The sequence below is a fragment of the Microvirga arsenatis genome, from assembly GCF_009910705.1.
GTDB classification, from domain to species: Bacteria; Pseudomonadota; Alphaproteobacteria; order Rhizobiales; family Beijerinckiaceae; genus Microvirga; species Microvirga arsenatis.
Map to the genome: position 1 here is coordinate 516,245 of NZ_JAAAXJ010000003.1, position 19,831 is coordinate 536,075.

Here is a 19,831-nt window from a genome sequence, read left to right on the forward strand (position 1 = left end):
GTTCTGGCAGGATGACTTCTGCTCGCAAATCTTACCCCTCCGATGTCTTCGATGAGGAATGGGCGCTGGTGGCGCCCTACCTGACACCTCTGCCCGAAGAGGCGGGCCAGAGGGAGCACTCTCTGCGCGAGGTGTTCAACCGGCTGCGCTACATTATCAAAACAGGGGTGCCCTGGCGCTGGATGTCTAACGACCTGCCGCCCTGGGCGGCAGTGTACCAGCAGGCCCAGCGCTGACTGAAAGCCGGTTGCTTCGAGGAGCTGGCGCACGACCTTCGCGCCGTGCTGCGCTTGGCCTCTGGTCGCGATGCGGAGCCCTCCGCCGCCGTGCTCGACAGCCGCACGCTGCGCTCCACGCCGGAGAGCGGTGCGCGAGCCGGATACGACGGGGCCAAGCGCAAGAAGGGCTCTAAGCTGCACATGGCGGTGGACACGCTGGGGTTATCTGCTGGCCGCTCACGTCACCCCCGCCACGGCTGATGATCGAGCCGAAGTGGGACAGTTGGCCCAAGCCATGCCGGTTGCCACCCGTGAGAGTGTCGATCTGGCTTATGTCGATCAGGGCTACACGGGCGAAAAGGCCGCGGATGCCGCCCGGGAGCATGGGATTGAGTTGGAGGTGGTCAAGCTGCCTGAGACCAAGCGAGGCTTCGTGTTGCTGCTCCAGCACTGGGTGGTGGAGCGGACCTTCGCCCGGGCTACCCGTTTTTGTCGGCTCGTGCGCGATTGCGAGCATTTACCTCATCTGCGACTGCCTATCCGACATCATCGTGACGGCCCGCAGCCTGCTCTTTGGCTGGGCCCAGGATCTGGTAGCCCTGCTACGGGAGGCGGTGGACGCGGTGGGCGTTCCCGTTGTCGGCGTGATCAGCGAGGGCCAGACCTCCATTCGCCAAGTCATCGCCGAGGCGCTGCCGGGCGTGTCGTATCAGCTGTGCCAATTCCATTTCCTGCGCGAGACGGCTCATCCGATCTTTGAGGCTGACCGGCATGCCAAGAAGGAACTCAAGAATCAGGTGCGCGGCATCCGCCGGATCGAACGAGCCGTGGAGGAGCGGGATGATCCCGAAGCCACGATCGTGCTGGCGTATTGTGCGGCGGTGCGCAGCGCGATTACCGATGATAGTCGGGCGCCGCTTGCCGCCTCAGGCCTCAAGCTGAGGCAGCGGCTGGAGAAGGTGGCCGATAGCCTTGCCCGGGTGCAGCAAAAGTGGGGCTTCGCACCGGCGCTCACGCGCTTGTGCCAGATGATCGCTCGTGCGCTGGAGCGCACCGTCTCTCTGTGGCCAGACGTGGAGTACGCCTACCGGTTCGTGCACACCGTGGTGCGGCGGGTGAACGGGGTGCAGGACCCGATGCAGCGGTACCGTGAAAAGGCCGGAACGCTGGCGGAGGCCTTCGATCATTTTCTGAAGGTCACGCGCAGCTATCGCCGCGGGTTGTTCCACACCTATGTGGTGCCGGACCTACCGCGTGCAGGTCGGCTTGGATCTCCCGCAGTGAGATGTCAGCCTTGGCATTACAGAGACCCCGCACGAGTGTCTCATGCGGCTCGAAGATGGAACGGCGGCCCGCCAAAGCGGGCCGGAGCTAGGCGCCACTCTCCCGAAACCATCGCATCAGTTTAACAGCTGCGGAGGGGCTCACCTCAAAGCGTAGGGTCGCCTGATGGATGGAGTATCCCCCCTTCCAACGCACGCCCGACCCGCTCACACAAGCCTCGGGACAGAGGAACTGGGATGAGACGCCTCCCGGCCAACCACAACCCTATGGAACCAGCTATCCCGATTCCACGCAATCACTGCACGCTCTAGCTCTTCATGAGAACTTGCTTAAACGCTACTCTTTCCCACCTTAACTCTATTCTATAGTAACTACATTTCGAGCCATCGCCCAATGTATCTGATTCATTAACAAAACAGTATTAATCTAACTTGTGCACTGACACCCGATGACAGTTCTTCTATGACGCGCCAGAACCCAAAAATGTCCTTAAGGTACTACTGCCAAGGTTATCAGATTATGCGAAAATATGTCATTCGCAAGTCGAACATTCCGGCTGCAATAGCTTTTATAGTTGTAGCTGCTGCAGCGCATTATATTGACACACGAAACAAGCTATATTTCGAGCAGAGCCAACGCGCACTTGCCTTCGAGCAGATGAGTTCGGTCCGAGCGAAGCTTGAGGCCAATATCTACAGCAATTTTCAACTCGTTCGCGGCCTCATTCCCGTCATTGCGACTGAACCCAATATGGATCAGACGAGGTTTGCCCAGTTAGCGGACGGACTGCTCAAAGAGGGGCGACAACTCAGAGGCATTGCAGCCGCCCCCGGCCTAGTAATTTCTCTCATGCATCCGATCAAAGGCAATGAAAGCGCAATAGGGCTCGACTATCGGAAAAACGAGAAGCAGCGTGAGGCGGCATTATATGCAGAGCATACAGGTACGGCTGTTCTTGCCGGTCCGGTTGAATTGGTACAGGGCGGACAAGGCCTTATCGCTCGATTCCCTGTCTTTGCTCCAAACGATACGTCTGGCAAGAAATTTTGGGGACTCGTCTCAGCCGTAATCGATATCGAGAAACTCTACGAGGCCAGTGGCCTGAGAGATCCGAAACTGAGCATCGATATCGCATTAGTTGGTGTAGACGGCAACGGATCATCAGGAGAGCATTTCTTCGGCCCTTCGGAGATCTTGGCAGCGAATCCCGTTGCCTCAGATGTAACCCTTCCTTCCGGATCCTGGATGATTGCCGCGATTCCTAAGCAAGGTTGGAGAGTTGAGCCAGACAATGTCTTGGAACTGCGGATGGCGATTTTCGTCGCTGGAATGCTTATCGTCGTCCCAATCTGGATAACTGGACGTCTTGTCGACGAACGTCAGCGGCATATTAGAGTCCTGAGCCATCGCGAGAAGCAGGTTGCAGGCATCTCACAACGCCTTGGCTTAGCATTAGACAGTTCAAAAATAGGAATTTGGGAGTGGGATATCGAGACCAATACGTTTCATCTTGATGATCGTATGAGTGAAATGTTCAATTTGCATCCAGAGAGCAAGCAAGTTCCTTTGGGTTTCTGGATGGAGGCTGTGCATAAAGATGACAGGCAACGTTTCGAAGCAGAGCTCAGCAACGCTGCCGCATCACGAGGTCGTGTCAACAGTAATTGCCGCATTCTTATAGCTGGTGAGATTGCTCGTCATCTCCGGGTAATGGGAGCCGTCTACTCGGAGCCTGACCAGAAGCTCCGAATGATCGGTGTCGCCTGGGACGTGTCGACTGACGTTGCATTGAACGAGAATCTGCGACAAGCGAAAGCAATTGCAGAGGCAAGACAGGCTGAACTGGAAGCCGCACGAAGTCGCATCGAATACAATGCTCTCCATGACCCATTAACTAAAATGCCCAATCGGTGGTATTTGGATAACATTTTAGAGAAGATCGCGGCCAGCGGCACCGAAAGCTCAGAGTGGATTGCGCTTCTTCATATCGACCTAGATCGCTTTAAGCAGATCAATGATACTCTCGGTCACCCTGCTGGAGATGCCATGCTAATCCACGCTGCGAAGGTGATCGAAGCCAAACTTCGACAGGGCGATTTCGCGGCACGTACGGGTGGCGATGAATTCGTCATTGTCCGCGTCTCCGAGAACGAGCCTGAGCATATTTCCGCTTTTGCGACCACCATCATCGAGGAAATGCGCCGACCAGTCTTTTATGAGAGGCACGAATGTCGGTTTGGTGCTAGTATTGGCATCGCCATAGAACCAGTTAAGCGTTTCAATCCTCAGCGTCTTTTGATGAACGCCGATATTGCTCTGTATCGAGCCAAGAGTCTTGGGCGGCACAGATTTGAGATGTTCACGGAAGCGCTGCATAGTGAGATTGTAAGGACAAAACGAATAGCAGATGAGATTCTGTCTGGCCTAGAGAAGAATGAGTTTATTCCTTTTTTTCAGCCGCAATTTAACGCACGAACCTTAGAAGTTGTAGGTTTGGAGGCACTAGTGCGTTGGGACCATCCGGTACTTGGCATCCTGCCGCCAAGCTACTTTCTTACTGTGGCCGAGGACCTAAACGTTGTCGACGCAATTGACCATTCGATTCTCAAGCAAGTTCTTGCTCAGCTGAAAGAGTGGGATCGATCTGGGATGCGGATAGCAAAGACATCTGTTAACGTTTCATCGAAGCGCATTCACGATGAAAGCTTAATTCTGCAGCTGCAAGCGCTGGATATACCAAGCAATAGAATCTCTTTTGAATTAGTCGAATCAACCTATCTCGATGAAAACGATGATGTAGTCGTGCGAAATATCGAGCGGATCAAAGAACTTGGTATCGACATCGAGATCGACGACTTTGGAACGGGCTATGCGTCAATTGTTAGCCTACTCAAAATCAAGCCGCGCCGGTTGAAGATTGATCGCCAGCTGGTGTCTCCCATAGTTTCCTCTCCTGTACAGAAAAGACTTGTAAGGTCGATAATCGACATTGGACATTCTCTGAACATCGAGATCGTGGCAGAGGGTGTCGAGACTATGCAGCACGCTGAGCTTCTCGGAACTTTTGGTTGCCACGTACTTCAGGGCCACGCGTTTGCCCCAGCAATGTCAGCGGAGGCTGTTGAACGCTTGTATGTCGATCATGGACGACCAGAAGTCCGATCCATGCTGACCACCGGACGGATCTAATCATTAGGTGACGATTTTGCTCGTAGGCTGCTGACTATGCCTGTTTGAGCTACGCGGTCGGACGACAGCTAGATGTTTGATCCCAGGGTTTGACGGTGCGATATTATCCTCAGAATAGAGGGACGCGCTATGGGCCACGCTCTCCATGGGAGCGCACAACGCCAGAGGCGCTATAGCGAGCAATGCAAAGTTGACAAGCGAGCCTGAGAGCCTTAACCGAACGCCATAGCATCGACCCGAAGGCCGTCGCCACATGGAAGAAGCGGGACATCACCGCAGATTGCCCGACGGGCCCGGTAGCACCGCATTCCACGGCGCTATCGGTTACGGAAGAGGCGATCATCGTTGCCTTCCGCCGGCACACCCTGCTGCTGCTGGATGACTGGCTCAATGCACTGCAAGCAATGATCCCGCACCTGACGCGTTTATCGCGTCATCGTTGCCTGCAGTGGCACGGTGTCAGCCGCCTACCTGAATGATCGGCGAAAAGCCGACCAAGAAGAAGTTCAGAGCCTATCCTAGCGGCAATTTCCACATGGACATCGCTGTAGTGCGCACTGAGGAGGAAAGGCTCTATCTAAAGGTTGCAATTGATCGCGCCAGCAAGTTCGTGCTCGTGAAGATGCACGAGAAGGTGACGACCGCAATCGGTGGCGACTTCCTGCGCGCTCTGGTCAAGGCGGTGCCTTACGAGAACCATACCGTCCTGACCGACTATAGCATTCACTTCACCCCACCTTGCAACACTGCTTCTGCAGCCCCACTGACCAAGAATGCGACGCACCGAGGCGAGCTCTTCCGGGCCCATGCCTCTGAGTATGTCTGTGTCCGAACCGATGTGGACCATAGCTTGACCCGGCCGAGGCATCCCTGGACCAATGGTCAGGTTGAACGGATTAATTGAACCATTGACCTGACCGGGGTTTTGGACCAGGCGCATTGAGAGCCTACTGCATGATTGCGATATGGGTAGTTGCCGTGCGACTACCTCTCATCTGGCCTGCGACCTCACGTCGAACGACGGGCTTCACCACTTTCTTTTGAGCACGTCCTGCAGCATGGTCTTGTCGAGGGTCAGATCCGCCACGAGCCGCTTAAGCCGGGCATTCTTATCCTCAAGCTGCTTCAGACGCTGGATCTCGGCCACGCCTATGCCGGCAAACTGCTTCTTCCAGCGGTAGAAGGTGGGCTCGGTGATGCACATCTTGCGGATCACCTCGGCCACTGGCGTACCGCTCTCCGCCTGCCGCAGCGCAAAGGCGATCTGCTCCTCCGTGTAGCGCGACTTCTTCATGGCACTGACCCTCCTCATGGATCAAAATGCCCGAAAATGTTGTCCTCCCAATGGACCAATTTAACGGGTCAGGACCACTGCGCTTGGCCGGGCTGCGAGCGTAGATGGACCGTAGCGAAGGGAGCAACGCGACTTCGATGCAATCCCGGGGAACTTGGGGCGCCCACATCCAGGGCGACGATGCTACGAATGTCGGTTGATGGCACGAGGCGGAAGTAAGCCGAACTTCCGTAGCCAAAGGGTAAGCTGATCTTCATAAGGCCACGCCCAACGGCTCAGGTTGACCCCTTCCGGACCTTCACGGCTTTCGATTCGGAGCGATGCTTCCAATCGGCTCTATAGCCGTAACTTATTCCTGCTCATCGCGCGGACCCTCACGCGCTACCTTGCGGCATTCGGCAGCAAAGACCACGGCGCAGCCAGTAAGTGCCTGGAGAGAAGAGGGATTTTGATCTTGCAAGGCACCGCTGGCAGGGGGCGATTCCGAACCTCGCCGTCCCGAAGCCGCCGAGAGATGCCACCATATTGCCTCTGGACGGAGCGCGTCTGGCGAAGCACGATCGACCCTCGAAACGTGCATGGCAGGATAGGATGGCAACTCCTGCGGATCAGAAGACCCAAAGGCGACTTGCGGCGGTCCTCGCGGCTGACGTGGTGGGTTTTTCCGTCATGATGGGGCAGGACGAGGAAGGAACCTTGTCGAGGATCAAGGACCTGCGTCGGGAGGTGCTCGAGCCGAAGGTCCATGACCACCTAGGGCGCGTGGTAAAGACCACTGGCGACGGCATCCTGGTCGAGTTCTCCAGCCCCGTCGAGGCCGTCCGATGCGCCAAAGAGATTCAGGAGTGCCTTGCTGCCGCGGGCTCCGGGGAATCTTCCAAGGCCCTCGAGCTCCGGATCGGTATTAACCTGGGCGACATCATCATTGAAGCCGATGGGGACATCTACGGCGACGGGGTGAATGTCGCAGCCCGACTGGAGCAGTTGGCGGAGCCTGGAGGAATCTGGGTTTCGGGTAAGGTCTACGAGGAGGTCCGGGACAAGCTGCCGTACTCCTTCGAGGACCGCGGGGAGCAGCAGGTCAAGAACATCACCAGGCCGGTGAGGATCTATAGCCTTCGGGCCGCTCCTACGAATACCGGTAGCCCCAACACGCGGCCGGCCCTGCCCCTTCCTGACCGGCCTTCCTTGGCCGTCCTGCCCTTCACCAACATGAGTGGCGACCCGGAGCAGGAGTACTTTGCCGATGGAGTGGTCGAAGACATCATCACCGCCCTGTCCCGCGTGCGCTGGTTCTTCGTGATCGCCCGGAACTCGTCCTTCACTTATAAGGGCCGGTCCGTGGATATCCGACAGGTCGGCCGGGAACTCGGCGTGCGCTACGTGCTGGAGGGTTCCATCCGCAAGGCCGGGAGCAGGGTTCGGGTCACGGGGCAATTGATTGAAGCAGCCAATGGGCGGCACGTCTGGGCTGACAGGTTCGACGGCGAACTCGCCGACATCTTCGACTTGCAGGACCGCATCACGGAGAGTGTCGTCGGAGCCATTGAGCCGAGCATCAGCCGGGCGGAGATCGAGCGGGCCTCCGCGAAGCCGACCCATGATCTCGACGCCTACGACCTCTACATGCAGGCCCTGGCCCATTATTATGCGCACACCAAACCTGCGAGTGACGAGGCCCTGCGGCTGCTCGGTCGCGCTCTGGAGCTGAACCCGAACTACTCCTCGGCCAAAGCTCTGGGCGCCGTCATCTATAACCTTCGATTTGCACAAAACTGGGCAGACCAGGCGGAAGTTGAGGCAGGCATTCAGTTGGCCCGAGAAGCGTTGGCTGACCATCACGACGATCCGACGACCTTGAGCAGAGCGGGAACTGCGGTGGCATTTCTGGCGCGTGATTTTGAGACCGCGCTCGCCGCAATTGACCGCGCGCTAATGCTGAATCCGAACTTAGCATCGGCTTACGGAAACAGCGGCTTGATACGTGCCTGGGTGGGGGATTGGATCACGTCGATAGACCACTTCGAAAGAGAGAACCGCCTGAGCCCATTTGATCCCTTGATGGGCTATTCCGTGGGACACAGCCTCGCGCTGCTGGGGGCTGGCCGCCCTGAGGAAGCGTTGACGTGGGCTCGTAAGGCAGTTCAGGAGCTACCTAACTTCCTGGCGGGGCTGCGAGCTCTCATAGTGACCCTGGTTGAGCTTGGCCGGGTGGAGGAGGCGCGAGTGGTCGGGCAGAGGCTGCTTGCGCAGGACCCAAAGCAGACGATCACTGTCGCGGACCGCCAGATCCCGCACCAAGACCGGCAGTTTCGCGAGCGGCTCTTCGCGGCTTTGAGAACGGCTGGAATCCCGGAATAGTGCTCGGCAGGCTGTCGTCCCCTCGCTCCATCCACATGAGTTGACACTCGACAGTCCATCAATGGCCTCCGGAACTCTAAGGCAGCTTGTTGTCCCGGCTGCAGGAATGAAGGCCGAGTCCAGCCGACGGGCTGGATCAAGTCTGTTGGTCTTTGCTGACGTGGCGTTACGAACGGCCGCTTCTGGCACGTTCCGGAAGTACACTGAATTTCTGCACAAGCGCGACGAGCGGACGTTCATTTGGTCCACCCAACGTTACACTTTGACCCTGAACCGACATTAGCTCCGGCACAACTCAGGTATTGGTCTCGCCGTCTATCGTGCTCATGCACCGGGCAAACGGCTCCGACCAGACGCCTTTTCTCCAGTGGAAAATATAGACGGATCGGCGCAGCCCCAACTTGAAGAACGGGTCGCCCTCCACGAGTGCTTGTGCCGCTTCCTTCGTGTCAGCATGGACGAGCCACAAGGCCCCTTGCGGCTCATCCTCGGGCTGCGGGCGAAGGGCCCCGACGGCAATGATCCTGCCGCCTTGGGCAGCGACATAGGCCAGATGCTCGTCACGGTGACCTTCCCGAAGGTGCAGGCGCTCCGGGTCATCTTGCAGAAGAACGGCAAACAGCATGGGTCAGGTTTCCAGCGGGCTGGCGGCAAGCGTAAAGAGCAATTCAGTCCCGCCTCGTTACCCAAGGTTTTCACCGCGAGACCTAGTTCGCATAGGTCATGATGAAGATGATGCGCTCCATCTCCTCGAATGTGTTGTAGTAATGAGGTGCTATCCTGATCGCGCCGCTGCGGATGCTGGCATAGACTCCGTTCGCCGCCAGCAACGAATGCAGCTCCGCGACGGCTGTCCCTGGGTTCTGCAAAAGGGTAATCCCTGACCGGTTCGAGCGCTCGAACTGGTAGACCGGCTGGATTCCCTGGCGCAGCGCTTGCTCGCAGAGCAGCTCGTTCAACCGGAGGATCCTGTCCTCGATCCAGTCAATCCCGAACTCGTCGATCTGGGCCAGGCGTTCGGTGAGCCTGAAGATGCCGGTTCCGCTCGGCGTTCCCGACTCGAACCGCCGCGAATCAGGCAAGAAATCCAGCGCCCGATTCCACGCGAACGGATTATTGACGCTCATCCAGCCCACGACCCTGGGCGTGACCTGCTCAAGTGCTCGGTCGGAAAACGTCGCGAAGCCAATGCCGCGAGGACCCATGAGCCACTTATGGGCATTCACCACCAGGACGTCTATTCCCGCGGCTCCGACATCGAGGTTGAAGGGCCCCGACTGACTGGGTGCCGTCGACGACCAGCAGTGCGCCGCACTCGGAGCAGAGGTCTCCCAAGGCAGACACGTCGACCCGAAAGCCGCTGTAGAACTGGACATGGCTCACGGCGACGACGCGGGTACGGTCATCCATGGCTTCCCGAATGAGGTCTGGCTCCAGCCTCCCGCCGGGAGAGGTTACCTGCCGAACCTCGACGCCCATCGCGGCTAACTGGATCCAGCACAGATAGTTCGCCGGGAACTCCTGTGCGCAGACGATCAGGTTGTCGCCGGGGCGCCAATCGACACCGAGGGCCACCAGGGGGAGGCCGTGGGACGTATTCTGGAAATAGGCGACATTCTGCGGTGACGAACCCACAAGCTTTGCCGCGAGCGTCCGGCCCCTGTCGAAGTAAGGCTTCGCGATCTCCTTGGCGTCCCGGAGCTGTTCCGAGATGATCGTATTGCAATGCTCGCTCGCGGCCTGAACGCGCCTTGGCAATGGCGACACCGAGGCGTTGTCGACGTAGATCTCGTTCTTCAGGAAGGGGATGTCATCTCTCGCATCATTCAGTTTCTGCTTGTGCGTCACGTTACAGGTCTGGTTTCTTCACCGATCAAGTCTCGTGTGTCCGTTCAGGCGGGCAAATCCGAGCGCTGTCGTCACCGTCTAGGACATTTTGGGCTTGGGCTCATGGAGGTTCGGCAGGAAGGCTGTCAGGATTCCGATTGCCGGCAGGAACGAGCAGATCAGGAAGGCAAACCACAGACCCTTCCAGTCGGCCACCCATCCCAGCAAGGCTGCGCCAATGCCGCCGACCCCGAAGATGAACCCGAAGAACAGGCCAGAGACCATGCCGACGCGGCCGGGCATCAGCTCCTGCCCGTAGACCACGATCGCCGGGAACGCCGATGACATGAGAAGGCCAATGACCACACTCAGGAGCACCGTCGCTGTCAGGCCGACATGCGGCAGGATCAGCGTGAAGGGCAGCACCCCGAGGATCGAGACCCAGATCACGACCTTGCGGCCGAGCCTGTCGCCGATCGGACCGCCCGCGATCGTGCCACCCGCCACGGCTGCGAAGAACACGAACTGAAGGATTTGCGCGTTCTTGGTGGAGAGCTGGAAACGCTCGATCAGGAAGAACGTGTAGTAGTTGGTGAACAGCGCCAGATAAACCCATTTCGAGAACAGCAGCGCGAGCAGGATCGCCATGGCGCGTGAGACCTGTCCCCGCGTTAGCGTGGGATGACGCGCGGGCGCCTTGTTCGCCGGGCGAACTGCGTGCCCGTTCGACTGGTACCAATGGGCCAGCCCGGTCAGGAGGATGATGCCCGCCACGGCGGCAATGGCGAACCATACGAGGCCGTGCTGGCCGCGCGGCAGGACGATGAACGCGGCGGCCAGCGGACCCAGCGCTGAGCCGAAGTTGCCCCCAACCTGGAACAGGGACTGAGCCAGGCCGTGCGCCCCGCCGGAGGACAGGCGGGCAATCCGCGAGGTTTCAGGGTGGAAGATGGATGAGCCAAGGCCCAGCAGCACGGCCCCGGCGAGCAGGGTCTCATAGTTCGTCGCGAAGGCGAGTGTGAGCAGCCCGCTCATCGAGGACACCATGGCGAGCGGCAGCGAGTAGGGCATCGGCCGCCGGTCCGTGTAGAGGCCAATGAACGGCTGAAAGATCGACGCCGTGAGCTGATAGACAAAGGTCAGCAACCCGATCTGCGCGAAGCTGAGATTAAAGTCACCCTGCAAGATCGGATATACAGCAGGCAGCAAGGCCTGAAGCATATCGTTCAGCATATGGCAGACGCTGGCAGAGATGAGGACCGGAAAAACCGTTCCTTTTGGTTTTGCGCTCAGGGGTAATGCTTCGCTGGACACGTTCAGTTCTTCTCTCGATCACGGGATGGTTTGGGCAAAGCACTTGCGGCCGACGTGACACCACGATACAGAGCGCAGATACGGCCTGCCACCACTGTTGGGCCTAAGTAGTATGAGAGTGGGCCACATGCGGAACCTCCACATTGACACGGTTGACCACGTGCCCCGGCCGATCCTTGCCCTCGGCCGCGTCTATCCGGATCGGTTCACCATCAAGCCGCACCATCATCGGCGCGGCCAACTAATCTCCAGCGCGTCAGGCGTGATCGTGCTGACGACGCCGGAGGGCACCTACGTCATGCCGCCACAGCGGGGGATGTGGATCCCGCCCGGGACCGTGCATCACGTGCGGATGGTCGGGACGGTCAGCATGCAGAGCCTGTATCCGGAGCCGGATGCGGTTTCCGGCATGCCGGAGCGCTGCCAGGTGGTTGGCATCTCGCCGTTCATGCGCAGCCTCATGACTGAGGCCCTGAACCTGCCCCTGGAGTACGAGCTGGACGGTCGTGCCGGAGCGCTGATGGAATTGATCCGGCACGAGATGCAGCAACTGCCGATCCTGCCGCTGTCGCTGCACTATCCAACCGACGGCCCTCTGGCGGAGCGCTGTCGGCAATTCATTCAGCAGCCGGCCGTCCACGAGACCATCGACGACTGGAGCACGGCCCTCGGCATGAGCAGGCGCGCCTTCACGCGGCTCTTCCGACGCGAGACCGGCCTGAGCTTCATGGCCTGGCGGCAGCAAGCCTGCCTGCTGTGCGCCATGCCGCGCCTGGCTGCCGGCGAAGCCGTGACCACGGTGGCGATGGATCTGGGGTACGAGAACCCGGCGGCATTCACGATCATGTTCAAGCGCGCGTTCGGCAGTCCGCCCTTGGCCTACCTTGGGCTCCGAAACAATCGCGCCCCTACGGCACCTGCCTGATCCAATGCCCGCTTCAGACAGGAATACTAGACCTTCCGAAAGGGGCAGCAGATTTCCCAGGTCGACCCAGTGCTGACTCTGGATGGCCTCTGCCACCCTAGAACTATCGGTGAGACGTCGATCGACTATTGTCGTTCCCAGAACCGGATGGCATCGACGAGCCACCCTTCGGCACTCGTACCGGTGCCAGGTCCGAAGCCGTGTCCGAGGTTCGGGTACTTCCGGTATTCCACCTCCGTGCCGGACTTGCGCAGCGCCGCAATCCGCCGTTCCATCGCAGAGTGAGGGGCGATCCCATCCTGCTCGCCGACGGCCACGAAGGTCGGAGGCTCGTCGGCTGAGTGGTCTGAATGGGCCGTGTAGGCCATAACAACGGCCGATGGCTTCGGCAGGTCCTTGCCGCCGAAACGGGCGACGCCGTGCGAGCCGATCGATGCTGCCATTCTCGCTCCCGCGGAACTGCCCCACAGGGAATAGCCTTGAGTACCAACCCCGAGGGCTTCGGCATTCTCGAAGATGTACGTGATGGCCGCAGCCAGATCCTGGGTGGCAATCGCGCCGCCTTGTCCGGCCCGGTACTTCAAGACGAAGGCATTGTAGCCCTTGCGGCTGATCTCGGCGGCATATGGGAAGCCTTCGTGGACGGAGCCGACATAAGAAAACCCGCCCCCGGGCGAAATCACCGCGAAAGGTGCTCCCGGCCTGCCGCTGAAGAAGAACAGCCCGGTATGTTCCTTCGTCGGATCGGCCCGCTTCTGCGCCTCGGTGTAGATGTCGTAGAAGACGGTCCTGCCCTTGCCGACATCGTCGATCATGCGGTTCAACGATCCCACCACGGTCTCGGGACGGACCTGCGTGTGGTACGGTAGGAGCGAGCCGATCTCGGCCAGCGGCATGTTCTCGTCATAGGGACGGTCGTCCCAAGGCAATATCCGCCGACCGAATCCGGCGAACGCCGGATTGTTCAGGATGTCCCGGATGCGGCTGGTGGCGGACAAGGAGGCCGCCCTGGCTCCGCCCGTCGCCTGCTCTCTGCTCCCACCGGGCTTGTCATGCGCCAAGGCGGCCTCGGTTGCTTTCGCCGCCGCGCAGGCCGACACCAGGAACAGGGAGAGCGCTATGGTGGCGGACGGCAATGCGAGGATGCCCATGTGCGATTTACCCGATAGCCTGTTGATCGTTGACCGCCGTCGAGCGGTCGGGGTGCGTGGCGGTCTTCAGCCCTCGCGTGATCTCCGTCCCGGGCCCGATCGATGAGGTCATGCTCCTCCGGTGCTGGAGCCATTTCATCCCGTAGTAGGTCAGGGCCATGTAGAGCCCTGCGACCGCGATGCAGTGGACGAAGAAGCCCAGGACCGACTCCTCGAAGTTCCACCAGTCGAGGGTGACCTGCATGGCAAGCTTGGTGCCGAGTCCCAGCTCGAAGGAACTCCAGACGCCATGGATCGCGATGGCGAAGGCTGCTGCCCGAAGTGCGGTGGTTCGTACGGTGCTCGCCTTCGAGATGCCGAACAAGTTGCGCATCAATCCCACGATCATTGGCCAGCGCAGGCCTAGATGAACGGAGACGATGACGAGGACCCAGTAGGCGGCGAGGGTATGGATCTGCCGCACGGTGAAGCCGCCATAGGCAGACATGAAGCCCGACAGCGTGTTGGAGATCAGGACGCTTGTCACGAGCAGCGCCAGCATCGCGACCAGCAGCAGCAGGGTGACCCCGATGTTGAATAGCCCGCGCCCATGACGTTTCTCCTTGGAAATCCTGCCGTACCACCGCCGATTGAAGACGTTGTGCATGATAACGAGCAGGAACATCCCCGTGCCGGTCAGCTCGTGCGCCGTGTTGCCCAGCCACCAGTAGGCGAGGCCGAGCAGCAGCAGGCCGGCGGCGATCAGGTCGAACGCCAGCCGCGTCAGGAACATGGAGCTCACGGTTTGCCTCCCGGGTTCATTCGATCGGCGTGCCGTTGAACCGGGGAATGCGGTAGCCCGTGTAAAGGTACTCGCTTGCAGCCTGGCTCTGGTGGCAGGACTGGCAACGGGCGGTGTTCTCGCTCATGTTGATGGTCCTGTCGGGCTTGAACCACTGGAACTGCCAGTCGCCGGTGCGGCGGCGTTCGTCGTAATCCCCGCCCCATCCGTCACCCTTCTGCATGACGAAGTACCGGAAGACCTCGCCCTCGCGGTAGTCGACCAGCACGAAGTGCGTCCCTGTCGGGATCGGCTGCCCTTTCTTGACCGCCTCGATGGCTTCCGGCGTGGTCATGATGTGTTCCGTCACGTTGCCGCGCCGGACCGTCGTGTAGTGGACCAGCTTCTCAAGGCTCGGAAACGTCACGCGATTGCTCTCGGCAGTGGCCTGCCAGGCGGCCAGCATGACGGCGGCAGAGGTTAGGGCAATCAACGGAAGACGTACTCTCGGGGACTTCACAAAGGACCTCGCATCGGTTGGCGTCAAGAAAGGTTGGAAGGAGCATCCTCGGTACGCCCCTTCATGATCTCTTCATCGTCAGGAGTGGTTCAGGTCCTTGGAGGCGCTTCCACGCCCGAGAAGACCAGCACTGCGTCGGGGAGACGCGCGCCCCGGACCTGGATCGCGGAGACGGCGCGGTTCAATTCGGTCAACTCGGACGCCGTGAACTGCACCGCGGACGCGCCGATGTTCTCGAGCATGTGCGCCATCTGGGTCGTGCCCGGGATCGGAACGATCCAGGGCTTCTGCGCCATCAGCCAGGCCAGGGCGATCTGCGCCGGAGTGGCCTGCTTGCGTTCGGCCCAGCTCTTCAGCAGCGCAACGAGCGCCAGATTGTGGGGCAGGTTCTCCGGTGAGAAGCGGGATTCAATCCCGCGGATGTCGCCTTGCGCAAACCGCGTCCTGGCATCGATGGCACCGGTCAGGAAGCCCACGCCGAGCGGGCTCCACGGCACGAAGCCGATGCCGAGCTCCTCGCAGAGCGGGATGACCGCTTCCTCCGGTCCGCGCCACAGCATCGAGTATTCGTTCTGAACGGCGGTGACGGGCAGCGCCGCATGAGCCCGGCGCAGCGTGTTCAGCCCCATCTCGGACAGGCCCCAGTGCAGGACCTTGCCTTGCGCCATCAGCTCCTTGACCGCGCCGGCGACATCCTCGATTGGCACCTGCGGATCGACGCGGTGCTGGTAGAGAAGATCGATGCGATCGGTCCGCAGGCGCTTCAGCATGCCCTCGACGGCCGCCTTGATGCGCTCCGGACGGCTGACGAGACCCGGGCGCCGCTCTCCGGTCTCCAGATCGACGTCCCAGCCGAACTTGGATGTGATGACAACCTTGTCGCGGAACGATGCGATGGCTTCGCCGAGGATCCGCTCGCACTCGTGGGGGCCGTAAGCCTCCGCCGTGTCGAAGAAGGTAACGCCCCGGTCGAAGGCCGTCCGGATGATGTTGATCATCTCGGGCCGGCTGGGGATCGTCGTCTGGTAGGTCCGATGCATGTTCTGGACGCCGAGGCCGATGCTGGAGACCTCCAACGAGCCGAGCTTGCGGCGGCCCGTCACGGTTGCAGCGACGGAACCCTGGCCGCGATTGCCGGCACCTTGCGCGCCCTGCTGGGCGCTCGCCGGGAAAGACGTGCCAGCGACCATTGGCGCTGCGGCCACACCCGCTGCCGCGAACAGGAAGCTGCGACGGTTGGGATCAGCCGTGCGGCTTGGACGAGCCGTTGCTTCATCGGCCTTGAAGGTTTCTGACTTTTTCATGTTTGGCTCCATTGGATGTATGGCGGCCCCACTTTACGGCTGCTCTCGAAGGGCCCAGCGGGCCCGCAGAGGTGGGTCAGTCCAGCTTCTTCTCGGTCAGGAACTTCGACACCTGATCGGCGATCTGAATGTTGTTAAGGTCAGAGAACGGGAAGTGGGTATTGCCCCTGATACCGATCTCCGGCAGGTGCACGACGGTCACGTCGCCCCCATGCCTGTTGACCGTATCCCGCCAGAGCCTGGCCATGGCCAAGCGCGCACGCCAACTGTCCTGCGCCGGCATGGTCATCGGTTGATCGGGAATGTTGTCCCCGTAGTAGATGACGATCGGGATCCGCGTCAGGGCCATGAACTCGGACATGGGAACGGATACGCCCTGGAGGGTGTCGAAGGCATCCTGCATCGGAGGTGGCACCTCGCCCTCCGGGAACACGAAGCTGCTGCCGGGCTCGAAGGACACAATGGCCTTGACGTTCGGGTTCTTGATCGCGGTCAGCCAACCGGGGCCGCCGCTCTGCGAGTGCGTGACAAGGATGCCCGGACCGATCCGGCCGAACAGGGCGGAGACCCCGTCGGAGACGACGTTCATGTCGAACGGTCCGGTGTTCGGCGTCATCGCGCGGAAGTACTGGTTGAGGGTCTCGGGATCGCGGGCGAACTGCACGCCGTCGAAGTAGTTCGGCCAGAGGCCGACGCGGAACTGGTTGAACCACAACTGCTCGTCGGGGGTCGGCTTGACGGTGGCCTCGACCATGCTCCGTCCCGCATCGCCACGGCGCGGTTGGTCAACGAGATAGGTGGCAAAGCGGCGGCGCAGAAAGATGTTCTGGAAGCCCTCACGGCCGTCCGGCGTCGTCTCCCACGTCTTCGCGGACTGTCCGGCGCCGTGCCACATGACGAGCGGAAGTCTCCGGGCATTCACAGGAACCTGGTAGAACGCGTAGGCATGATCGCCGTGATAGGTTTGCCCGGCAGGATCCAGCGGCTTCAGGGGATTGAAGGTGCCCGGGTTCGTCGTGACCGTTCCACCGGCGGCGAAGCTACCCTGCTCCTGGATCGCCAGCGGCTCGGGCCTGTTCGCTTGCTGGGCATTGACTCCAGCCGATGCGACGATGCCGGTGGAGAACAGCAGGAGGGCAGCGGACAATGTCCGGTTCTTCGATCTCATGGATGTCCTCTCAACCGATGGCTGTGGGCTGCTTCCCCTGCGAATGACTGCGGGAGCGTAGGTGGCCTGGTTCAAATGTAACCACGGTGACTGCGATCGATTAGACATGGAATGCCGCATGAGCCTATGAAGATCTTTCATGAGACGCCCGGTAGGTATCCATGCCGATCATCGGGCGGCCTGGTCCCTGATCTGCCGGATCGCGGCATTGAATCCCTTGGGCGTGTTGCTGGATCCCGCGAGCTTGCCGACGTTCACCTGATCGATCGGCCTGCCGACGACGACCCTCGGCACGGCTGCCGCGAAACGCCGCTGCAACTCGAGCGACCGGGGAACGGTCGCGTGCGGGATCACCTCCACGGCGGTGATGACGCCGTTGGCCAGGGTCGCCTTGACCGTGATGAAGGAGGGTCCGCCGCCATACTGTCCGGTCGCGGTGTAGGTGCCGTCCGCATAGCGGTTCCGCTGGGACTGAGGCGCGGGTATGCCTACCCGGGTGGTTGTTGGCGCTGCCTCCGCTCTCGGCTCGGAGCTCAAGGCTCCGGCCAGCAGCAGGGCCGCCGGGATCATGGTCATCCGCTTCATTCTGTTTCCGATCGTCACGTCGCTGTCCTTCCGTTCAGGTGAAGAGTTCGCCGTCGAAGTCGGTGGAGATTTCGGCACGCCCGTCGGCGAACATCCGTGCCCAGGAGAACCGGAATGCAGGCGCGAGGCGCTCTGCCGGAACGAAGAAGAGCGCCGTCGCCAGCCCGTCGGCTGTCGCCGTGTCGTCCGCGACGACCCAAGTCGCGATCACGTCGCGGGTTGGCGCTCCGGTGCGCCCGTCGATCACGTGATGCAGGCCGTCTCCCCACGCACGTCGGTTCACGGCCGAGGCGCACAGGGCGCGATCCTTCAGGTGCGCCACGCCGATGGCGAGCCCGGCGTCGAGGGGATGCTCCAGTCCGATCCGTAGGGCATCGTCGCCTGCATGGCGCAGGTCTCCGCTGCCGTCGACGAGGAAGCTCGTGAATCCTTCCTCGCGCAGGATGTCGGCGACGATGTCGATGAGGTATCCCTTGCCGGCCGCACCGACGTCGATGACGAGCGGACTCCGGGTGATCAGTGTTCTGCCTGCGCGTCGGACATCCCTGGACCAGCGTGACCTCGCGCGGGAATGGCTGTGCAGCCCGGCCATGTCCGGCGTCAGGGAGTAGGTCCGGTCGTAGCCGAGCAGTTCGAGGTCACGCCCGATCAGCGGATCGACCGCACCGTCTGTGCAGGCATGCAGCCGATCATAGAGATCGAAGAGAGCGACCGCGTCCTCTGCGAAGGTGAAGCTCCCACCGTCAGGCGCAGACGCAATCCGCGAGACCAGCGAGTCCGGCCGGAACCGCGAGTAAGTCACGTCGAACCGCTCAATCCGTTTGAGGATCCGCCGTCGCGTGTGGATCTCCAGCGGCGACGGCGTATCGATCTCCCAGGTGCTTCCGATGGCATCGAATGAGAACCGGAGCATCATCCTGGCTCGCGTGCGATCAGAGCCCGGTCATCTTCAGTGCACCCTCAGGCAGCCGTTCGCCCTTGAGTTCGATCCGTGACGCAGCGGCATCGATCTCGCTGAGATCGTCGGCCGTGAGCTCGACCTCGGTCGATCCGAGATTCTCCTCCAGACGATGCAGCTTGGTGGTGCCGGGGATCGGCACGATCCAGGGCTTCTGCGCGAGCAGCCATGCGAGTGCGATCTGGGCGGGCGTAGCGCCCTTCCTCGCGGCCACGTCCTTGAGGAGGTCGACGAGTGCGAGGTTCGCCTCCCGGGCTTCGGGCGAGAAGCGAGGAACGCTGTTGCGGAAGTCCGAGCTGTCGAACGTCGTGGAGGTGTCGATCCTGCCGGTGAGGAAGCCCGCGCCCAACGGGCTGAAGGGCACGAACCCAATGCCGAGCTCCTCAAGGGTCGGCAGGATCTCCGTCTCCGGCCCCCGGTACCAGAGGGAATACTCGCTCTGGACCGCCGCCACCGGCTGGACGGCGTGGGCACGGCGGATTGTCTGCGCCCCGGCCTCCGAGAGCCCGAAGGCCCGAACCTTGCCGGCCTGGATCAGGTCCTGGACCGCGCCGGCGACGTCCTCGATCGGTACGTTTGGATCGACCCGGTGCTGGTAGAGGAGGTCGATCACGTCGGTGTTCAGGCGCTTGAGGGAGGCATCCGCGACGGCCTTGATGTGCTCGGGCCGGCTGTTGACGCCACCGCGGCGCTCCTTGGTGGCCGGGTCGAGCTCGAAGCTGAACTTGGTCGCAACAACCACCTGGCTCCTGACAGGCGCGAGCGCCTCGCCAACCAGCTCCTCATTGGTGAACGGGCCATACACCTCGGCGGTGTCGAAGAAGGTAACGCCACGCTCCACCGCTGTCCGGATGAGGCCGATCATCGCCTGCCTGTCTGCGGGCGGACCATAATTGGCGCTCATGCCCATGCAGCCGAGACCGAGCGCGGAGACCTCAAGGTTCCCGATCTTACGCTTTTGCATATCCTGTAT

The 19,831-nt window shown here is 60.9% G+C and carries 16 protein-coding genes and 3 pseudogenes; 6 read left to right on the top strand and 13 right to left on the bottom strand.

The window, feature by feature from the left end:
- Positions 1-11: 11 nt before the first annotated feature.
- The 4 genes and pseudogenes from GR303_RS08580 to GR303_RS25425 all read left to right on the top strand — a co-directional run.
- Positions 12-732, top strand: a pseudogene (locus tag GR303_RS08580) (IS5 family transposase); the annotation flags it as partial.
- Between the two features lie 37 nt (positions 733-769).
- Positions 770-1,627, top strand: a complete 858-nt coding sequence (locus GR303_RS08585) for a transposase (RefSeq protein ID WP_201751977.1) — start codon at positions 770-772, stop codon at positions 1,625-1,627.
- A gap of 337 nt (positions 1,628-1,964) precedes the next feature.
- A complete protein-coding gene (locus GR303_RS08590) occupies positions 1,965-4,691 on the top strand; it encodes a bifunctional diguanylate cyclase/phosphodiesterase (RefSeq protein ID WP_246205430.1) in 2,727 nt (908 codons plus the stop codon).
- Between the two features lie 194 nt (positions 4,692-4,885).
- A pseudogene (locus GR303_RS25425) lies at positions 4,886-5,592 on the top strand (transposase family protein); the annotation flags it as partial.
- 91 nt (positions 5,593-5,683) lie between these two features.
- Here the strand turns inward: GR303_RS25425 and GR303_RS08600 are convergent.
- Positions 5,684-5,985 (bottom strand): annotated as a pseudogene (locus tag GR303_RS08600) (transposase); the annotation flags it as partial.
- Positions 5,986-6,576: 591 nt separating this feature from the next.
- On the opposite strand from GR303_RS08600, the gene GR303_RS08605 reads away from it, so the two are divergent.
- Complete coding sequence (locus GR303_RS08605) at positions 6,577-8,346, top strand: adenylate/guanylate cyclase domain-containing protein (RefSeq protein WP_161722360.1); 1,770 nt, start codon at positions 6,577-6,579, stop codon at positions 8,344-8,346.
- Between the two features lie 295 nt (positions 8,347-8,641).
- Here the strand turns inward: GR303_RS08605 and GR303_RS08610 are convergent, their stop codons facing one another.
- From GR303_RS08610 to GR303_RS08625, 4 genes are all read right to left on the bottom strand, one after another.
- Positions 8,642-8,971 carry a YciI family protein gene (locus GR303_RS08610; protein WP_161722359.1) on the bottom strand — a complete coding sequence of 110 codons (330 nt, stop codon included), beginning with the start codon at positions 8,969-8,971 and terminating at the stop codon, positions 8,642-8,644.
- 82 nt (positions 8,972-9,053) lie between these two features.
- Positions 9,054-9,551: an aminotransferase class V-fold PLP-dependent enzyme gene (locus GR303_RS08615; RefSeq protein ID WP_425515143.1), complete on the bottom strand. Its 498-nt coding sequence runs from the start codon at positions 9,549-9,551 to the stop codon at positions 9,054-9,056.
- A gap of 7 nt (positions 9,552-9,558) precedes the next feature.
- A complete protein-coding gene (locus GR303_RS08620) occupies positions 9,559-10,194 on the bottom strand; it encodes an aminotransferase class V-fold PLP-dependent enzyme (RefSeq protein ID WP_161722357.1) in 636 nt (211 codons plus the stop codon).
- A 78-nt stretch (positions 10,195-10,272) separates the two neighbouring features.
- Positions 10,273-11,493, bottom strand: coding sequence for an MFS transporter (locus tag GR303_RS08625; protein WP_246205459.1), 1,221 nt, complete (start codon positions 11,491-11,493; stop codon positions 10,273-10,275).
- Positions 11,494-11,614: 121 nt separating this feature from the next.
- Between GR303_RS08625 and GR303_RS08630 the strand changes: the two genes are divergently transcribed.
- The gene (locus GR303_RS08630) at positions 11,615-12,412 is read left to right on the top strand and encodes an AraC family transcriptional regulator (protein ID WP_161722356.1); all 798 of its coding nucleotides are present in this window, start codon (positions 11,615-11,617) and stop codon (positions 12,410-12,412) included.
- Positions 12,413-12,537: 125 nt separating this feature from the next.
- Here the strand turns inward: GR303_RS08630 and GR303_RS08635 are convergent, their stop codons facing one another.
- The 8 genes from GR303_RS08635 to GR303_RS08670 form a co-directional block, all read right to left on the bottom strand.
- Positions 12,538-13,563, bottom strand: coding sequence for an alpha/beta hydrolase (locus GR303_RS08635; RefSeq protein WP_246205426.1), 1,026 nt, complete (start codon positions 13,561-13,563; stop codon positions 12,538-12,540).
- A gap of 7 nt (positions 13,564-13,570) precedes the next feature.
- A complete protein-coding gene (locus tag GR303_RS08640; protein WP_201751974.1) occupies positions 13,571-14,335 on the bottom strand; it encodes a DUF4405 domain-containing protein in 765 nt (254 codons plus the stop codon).
- A gap of 25 nt (positions 14,336-14,360) precedes the next feature.
- Positions 14,361-14,789, bottom strand: a complete 429-nt coding sequence (locus tag GR303_RS08645) for a cytochrome P460 family protein (protein WP_161722604.1) — start codon at positions 14,787-14,789, stop codon at positions 14,361-14,363.
- A 143-nt stretch (positions 14,790-14,932) separates the two neighbouring features.
- Entirely contained in the window at positions 14,933-16,033 is a 1,101-nt protein-coding gene (locus GR303_RS08650) for an aldo/keto reductase (protein ID WP_246205458.1), read from the bottom strand.
- A gap of 190 nt (positions 16,034-16,223) precedes the next feature.
- Positions 16,224-17,315, bottom strand: coding sequence for an alpha/beta hydrolase (locus tag GR303_RS08655; protein WP_161722353.1), 1,092 nt, complete (start codon positions 17,313-17,315; stop codon positions 16,224-16,226).
- A gap of 168 nt (positions 17,316-17,483) precedes the next feature.
- A complete protein-coding gene (locus GR303_RS08660; protein ID WP_201751953.1) occupies positions 17,484-17,900 on the bottom strand; it encodes an FMN-binding protein in 417 nt (138 codons plus the stop codon).
- A gap of 34 nt (positions 17,901-17,934) precedes the next feature.
- Positions 17,935-18,813 carry an FAD:protein FMN transferase gene (locus GR303_RS08665; protein ID WP_161722352.1) on the bottom strand — a complete coding sequence of 293 codons (879 nt, stop codon included), beginning with the start codon at positions 18,811-18,813 and terminating at the stop codon, positions 17,935-17,937.
- A 19-nt stretch (positions 18,814-18,832) separates the two neighbouring features.
- Entirely contained in the window at positions 18,833-19,822 is a 990-nt protein-coding gene (locus tag GR303_RS08670; RefSeq protein ID WP_161722351.1) for an aldo/keto reductase, read from the bottom strand.
- Between the last annotated feature and the right edge of the window lie 9 nt (positions 19,823-19,831).